Raw genomic sequence first — 5,700 nt, forward strand, 5'->3', positions numbered from 1 at the left:
GTAGGAGCGAGAGTTTTAGAGCTTTCCCCCTATTCTCCAGAGTTTAATCCCATTGAACACTGGTGGTCACAGCTAAAGGCTTTCTTGAGGCAGTTCTCTCCCAGAACTTCCAAAAGGGTTGATACCCTGATTAAAATAGCGATGGATTTAATGAATCCCCAACATCTGCGTAACTGGTTTGCCCACTGCTGCTACTGTCCCTTATAAACCTGCAAACCGCTGTAGCTTTTCTGCTTATTGTCCTGAATTAGAAGTATTTCAGAGCCAAGGAGATTATTTCGATGAGGTAAAAACCAATATTCATGAAGCAGTAGAACCATACATTGAGACTTTATCTGATGTAGAAAAACAAAATTTATTGTGAAAAAAAGTAACAACGATGACTCTAGAGGTTTCAGTTGCCTAAATTACCAAGATTAACGGCTAAAGACGCGGAAAAGCTGTTACTAAATACGGGCTTTTATTAGATTAAGAAGTAAAGGAATTGACATCCTCTCGCGCCCTAGAAGGGCGGAGATTCCCTAAAACAAGGTTAATTGTTTAGGGGTGGTTGACGGAGAACACGGAAACAGCTACAGAGGTAGTCTTACATTTCCTCCCACGTCCATTTATAGACTCTGATAGCCCACCAGCGTCTTGGATATTTTTGGCAGCACAAATATCTCTATCGTGGAAAGTACCACAATGTCATCGAATATATTGCAAACGACAACTCTAGTTTTATCGTTCCTTTTCATGCTGGCAAAATATTGTATCCCAAGATAGTCAGGCAGATTTTTGAAGCTATAAATACAGAATGATAAAAATAAAAGAAGATTTACAGAGTAGGAATTTCCTACCCTATTTTCTTTTCTATTAACTAACTACAGCAGTTTCTTTGCTCTTAAAAAAAGCATTAAGAATTGTTTCTGCCATTTGAGGGCTGGTTAAACCAAGACTAGCTTTAGACTCATCTGGTGTGGCATGGTCTACTAAGATATCGGGAACACCTAAACGTTTTACAGGTACGTAAACATCGTTATCTTGCAAAGCTTCGGTTACAGCTGTACCAAAACCGCCCATGATGCAGCCTTCTTCGAGGGTGACAACTTTACCAATGCGCTTGGCTAAAGGTAAGATTAACTCTTCATCTAGGGGTTTGACGAAACGAGCATTAACCACAGTAGCTTCAATACCATGTTCGCTGAGAATTTCGGCTACTTGCATTGCAGGATATACCATTGTGCCATAACCCAATAGCAAGACATCATCACCACTGCGGAGCAATTCTGCTTTACCAATTTCGATAGGCTCCCAACCTTCTTCCATTAAGGGTACACCAACGCCATTACCACGAGGATAACGCATTGCGATCGCCCCTTCTGTATAATTGACTCCAGTAACTACCATTTGCTGTAATTCTGCTTCGTCTTTGGGTGCCATCACAACTATATTAGGAATACAACGCAGATAGGCAATATCATACATTCCCTGGTGAGTGGGACCATCTGCACCAACAATACCAGCCCTATCTAAACAGAAAAATACGGGTAGCTTTTGAATGCAGACATCATGAATTAGCTGGTCGTAAGCTCTTTGCAAAAAAGTCGAGTAAATAGCAGCTACAGGTCGCATTCCTTCGCAAGCTAAACCAGCAGCCAAGGTTACTGCGTGTTGTTCTGCGATACCCACATCTATGTACTGTTTGGGTAGTTTTTTCTGGAGTTTATCTAACCCCGTACCCGTTGCCATCGCTGCGGTGATACCAACAATTTTAGGGTTATTTTCCGCCAATTGAGTTAGAGTATGGGCGAAAACTTTAGCATACTTGGGTGGTTTGGGCTTGGTTGCAGGTACAGCCTTTCCTGTAGCTAAATTAAAGGGATTTTGGGCATGATAGCCTACTTGATCTTTTTCGGCGAGGGCATATCCTTTGCCTTTTACTGTGGCAACATGAACCAGTACTGGTCCAGCTACTTTGTGGGCGTGTTTCAAGGTAGTAGTTAATTCTGCTAAATTATGACCATCAATAGGGCCAAAATATTTAAAGCCTAATTCTTCAATTACTGCTCCTACTTTGGGTACAGCCAGGCGTTTCATCCCTTCTTTGACTCTTTCCATCTCAGGAGTTAAAGATTCCCCAAAAAAAGGAACGTTTTTAAATTGTTCTTCTAAATTATCAGAAATGAACTGTACGGGGTCAGAAAGGCGTACTTTGTTTAGGTAGCGAGAAATTGCCCCTACATTGGGAGAAATGGACATCTCATTATCATTGAGAATTACCATCAGATTAGTTTTAGGTAAATGCCCTGCATGGTTAATCGCTTCTAATGCCATACCACCAGTCAGTGAGCCATCCCCAATGATAGCGACACACTTATAGTCTTCCCCTTTAGCATCTCTAGCTAATGCCATGCCTAAAGCTGCGGAAATACTGGTAGAAGCGTGTCCTGCGCCAAAATGATCGAATTTATTTTCACAGCGTTTTAAATAACCTGCCACACCATCTTTTTGTCTGAGGGTATGAAAATCTTTGTATCTTCCTGTAAGTAGTTTGTGGGGATAGGCTTGATGTCCCACATCCCAAACAACTTTATCACGATCTAGATCGAGAGTTTGATAAAGAGCTACCGTAAGTTCGACGACTCCCAAACCTGGTCCTAAATGACCACCGCTAGCTGCTACTGTTTGTAAATGTTTTTCTCTAATTTGACGGGCAATATCTTCTAGTTGCCGAAGTGATAAGCCGTGCAACTGATTAGGATGAGTTATTTCACTTAAGTGCATACCGTCGTGTTCTCTAAAATTTTCCGTTATAAATCAAATTATCCTATTTTCTCGGCCTCTTAGGTTATTAAAAGATATTTCCTGGTAATGTAAAAAAACGAACACTATGGCAAAAATTAACTATTTTATAGCGATCGCCATAAAATATAAATGTCTGAAATATCTGCTATAACTTAGTTATCACCAGTTGTATATCGGTAACAGTCAGTCAAGAATAGCCATAATTGTTGCGAAATATAATTTTTTTCTTAAGAGAGGGAGACGCTTTTTTGTAGGATGTTTATAGAAAAGTATTTTATCTGTAAAGTATTTTTGGCGATCGCGGTTATCACTTATTAAATAAGTAGTTATGAACTAATAGCTTTTTAATAGTTCATCATCAGTTCTCAATCTCAAAAAATTATAGATGAGCGTTTCTCAACCTTTAGTATGCCAATTGCTGGAATTTTTTCCTCATTGGCGACCACAAATGTATTTCAAATCATCTTTAACCGCTCTATCCCATGCGATGGAAGATCGAGTTTTAGCTGATTCTGATGCACCATTGGTAATTGCCAGCTTTCAAAAAGAACGTTTTTATCGTCAAGAGGCTCATCGCTATGGTCGAATGGCAGTTAAAACAGATCAAGTTTATGTGTTGGCTGCTCCAGAAGCAGAGTTCAAAAATAGTTCTGATATTTACGAAACTATTGCTTTTAACTCTCAAGATTCTTTAAATCATGAGTGGCATTTAGTGGTAATTAGCCAACAGTATTGCTGCTGTTTGGTTTGTGGAGAAAAAACCACTATCGATCCTGATGACAGAGTCAGTTTAGCAATGGACGCTAGCCGACGCTTTGAGGGCATTTGGACTTTTGAACCTCAAGTAAGTGTTAAAGCAGCAGAATTATTATTAGGGCGTGTATTAGTTTATAGACCAGAATTAGAGCAAAAAATCGAGAAAGCTCGCCAAAAATATTTATTTTCAACTGTTTTAAATCAGAAAACTGTGGAAGAATGTCCTACTTTAGCAAATACTGCTGTTGATAACCCCGATCCTTTTGTGCAGCGTTTAGTGAGCTATTTACAAGCAGGACAGTACAAACTACTCAAAGCAAACAAATCTCTGGCTCAAAAACAACAAAAAGAAAAGTTACTCAACTCTGTCACTGATGCCATTCGGCGATCGCTAGATACCGAAGAAATCTTACACGTAGCAGTCCAAAAACTAGGTGAAGGCTTTGGCATTAGTCGCTGCATCGTTTATCGTTGTCGCGAAGAAGATACCACCGCTACGATTAATCATGAATTTACCCGTCCTGGTATCCCTGCTGTTAAAGGGAAAACGTGGCATCTCCAAAATAACCCACTGTTTGCAGATGTAGTAGAAAACCACGAAACCTTAATTATCGAAGATACTCAAGAAGATGTTCGACTGACAAAAACTGCTTGGGAACAAGGTACAGGAGAATATTTACAAAACTTAGTCCAAAACTTTGCAATCGCTTCTTGGCTATTAGTACCCGTGTTATACCAAGATCATCTTCTAGGCATGATCGAATTACACCATAGTGACACCACCTCTATTGATTGGAAAGCAGATGATGTGGCATTAGTAGATGCGATCGCTACTCAGGTAGGAGTGGCACTAATTCAAGCCGAAGCCTACGCCAACTTAGAAGATCTCAACGAACAGCTAGAAGCCCTAGATCGTACCCGTTCCAATTTAGTAGCTATTACGGGACACGAACTACGCACACCCCTTTCTACCATTCAAATTTGTCTCGAAAGTTTAGCTACCGAACCTGATATGTCTGCTGAACTGCGTCAGGTGATGCTCAATACCGCCTTGGGTGATGCTGAAAGAATGCGTAACCTAGTACAAGACTTTTTGACCCTTTCTCGTCTCGAAAGTGGCAGAGTAGAGTGGAATCTTGAACCTTTATCTATTGCAGAATGTATTGATTTGGCTCTCAGCAATGTCCGCGCTCGTATCTCAGGAGAAAAAATTCCTGAAATTCAAAACTTCGTAACCCCCGAATCTCCCTTAGTAAGAGCCGATGGCGAGTGGTTAGTGGAAGTGTTAGCCAAACTCCTTGATAATGCCTGTAAATTTACGGGTACTGAAGGACAAATTACTATTATTGTGAAAACAAATGACTCTAATAACCTCGAAGTCACCGTTGCCGATACAGGGAAAGGTATCGAACCCAATCGCCTAGAAACTGTCTTTGACCGCTTTTATCAAGAAGAAGGTGCATTACGCCGTAGTGCAGGAGGAACAGGCTTAGGGTTAGCCATCTGTAGACAAATTGTTACTGGTTGGGGCGGTACAATCTGGGCAGAATCAGCAGGAAAAGACCAAGGAAGCGAATTTCACTTTACAATACCTGTGTTTGAAGTCCCTCCCGCAATTTCCAAAAAATCTAATTCCCCGAATAAATCCACCTCAACCAATGGTAGAAATTCTGCGACTTCTAAACCAACTAAAAGAAAAACTAAACGTAAAAAGAAAAGTTAAACTCAGGAGTCTTCGAGTCAGAAATCAGAGTAATAGTAGCAGTAAGAGGAACATTGTTCATCCTTACCTCTTTGTTTTGTTCCCTGTTTCCTATTCCCTATTTCTTCTATTTATGGCGTTGGTGAATGCATAATGCTGAGACAAGTTTTTACGCTTTCTATGCTGTTATTCAAAATTATTTCAAAGCTTATAGCTTATAGCCTATAGCTTATAGCTACGAACCGTATTATTTTGGGTGACATTACTGTCTTGAACGAGTCCTAAAGGATACCGCTCCCCTAAAGGACTCGCTTCGCATCGCGCATATTGCTCATTGAGGGAAACCCAAGGGGCTGATTCTGTCGTTTCACGGCAGAACTTGTAAGCCCCGCCCAAGACCCCTAAAGGACTCGGCTTCGCCGTCGCGCACTCGTTCGCTAAATCAGCAACGCCCT

The 5,700-nt window shown here is 40.7% G+C and carries 4 protein-coding genes; 3 read left to right on the forward strand and 1 reads right to left on the reverse strand.

The genetic code is table 11. From position 1 onward, the window contains the following. Together H1P_RS40040 and H1P_RS30315 are read left to right on the forward strand one after the other, a co-directional pair. The coding region (locus H1P_RS40040; RefSeq protein ID WP_186375824.1) for a transposase at positions 1-207 on the forward strand (207 nt) is incomplete at its 5' end. Beyond that, a complete protein-coding gene (locus H1P_RS30315) occupies positions 179-364 on the forward strand; it encodes a type II toxin-antitoxin system HicB family antitoxin (protein WP_144874758.1) in 186 nt (61 codons plus the stop codon). The genes H1P_RS40040 and H1P_RS30315, both read left to right, overlap by 29 nt. 491 nt (positions 365-855) lie before the next feature. Here the strand turns inward: H1P_RS30315 and dxs are convergent, their stop codons facing one another. Next, positions 856-2,766 (reverse strand): 1-deoxy-D-xylulose-5-phosphate synthase, encoded by a 1,911-nt coding sequence (dxs, locus tag H1P_RS30325; protein ID WP_144874760.1) that lies wholly within the window; start codon positions 2,764-2,766, stop codon positions 856-858. 406 nt (positions 2,767-3,172) lie between these two features. Between dxs and H1P_RS30330 the strand changes: the two genes are divergently transcribed. Next, on the forward strand, positions 3,173-5,266 hold the full coding sequence (locus H1P_RS30330) for a DICT sensory domain-containing protein (protein ID WP_144874762.1): 2,094 nt from the start codon (positions 3,173-3,175) through the stop codon (positions 5,264-5,266). Positions 5,267-5,700: the final 434 nt, after the last annotated feature.

Source organism: Hyella patelloides LEGE 07179 (assembly GCF_900659865.1).
In the GTDB taxonomy this organism is placed as follows: domain Bacteria; phylum Cyanobacteriota; class Cyanobacteriia; order Cyanobacteriales; family Xenococcaceae; genus Hyella; species Hyella patelloides.